Below are 851 nucleotides of genomic sequence, written 5' to 3' on the forward strand. Positions count from 1 at the left end.
ACCGATGACACGGTCAAGCTGATGAAGGGCGCCGGCCTGATCCGGCTGCTGCAAACCAAGCAATATCAGGGCTTCGAGGTTCACCCCCGCGAGTTCGCCGAGACGACGATGGCGACCGCGGCGCTGGACCCGGCGGCCGGCTGGATCGTCGGCGTCGTCGGCGTGCACCCCTATCAGTTGGCGTACGCGGACCCGAAGGTCGCCGCCGAAATCTGGGCCGACGACGTCGACACGTGGATGGCCTCCCCGTACGCACCGCAGGGGGTGGCCAAACCGGTCGACGGCGGGTACATCTTCAACGGCCGCTGGCAGTTCAGCTCGGGCACCGACCATTGCGACTGGATCATCCTGGGCGCGATGCTGGGCGACGACAAGGGCATTCCGATCATGCCGCCGCAGATGCTGCACATGATCCTGCCGCGCAAGGACTACGAGATCGTCGAGGACTCGTGGAACGTGGTGGGGCTGCGCGGAACCGGCTCCAAGGACGTCATCGTCTCCGATGCGTTCGTCCCGTCCTACCGGACGATGGACGCGACGAAGGTGATGGACGGCACCGCCCAGCGCGAGGCCGGCATGACCGAACCCCTCTATCTGATGCCGTGGTCGACGATGTTTCCGCTGGGCATCTCCGCGGCCACGATCGGCATCGCCGAGGGAGCCCTGGCCGCACACCTGGACTACCAGCGCGAGCGCGTCGGCGCCACCGGAACCGCGATCAAGGACGACCCCTACGTCATGTTCGCCATCGGCGAGGCGGCCGCCGACATCAACGCCGCCCGCCAGGAACTGCTGGCCAACGCCGACCGCATCTACGACATGGTCGCCGCCGGCAAGGAGGTGTCGTTCGC

Annotated in this window: 1 protein-coding gene; it reads left to right on the forward strand. The window is 67.2% G+C overall.

What is annotated here, in order from left to right; translation table 11 throughout:
* The coding region (locus A5681_RS06970; protein ID WP_067271223.1) for a hydroxylase at positions 1-851 on the forward strand (851 nt) is incomplete at both ends.

The sequence above is a fragment of the Mycobacterium scrofulaceum genome, from assembly GCF_001667885.1.
Taxonomy (GTDB): domain Bacteria; phylum Actinomycetota; class Actinomycetes; order Mycobacteriales; family Mycobacteriaceae; genus Mycobacterium; species Mycobacterium scrofulaceum_C.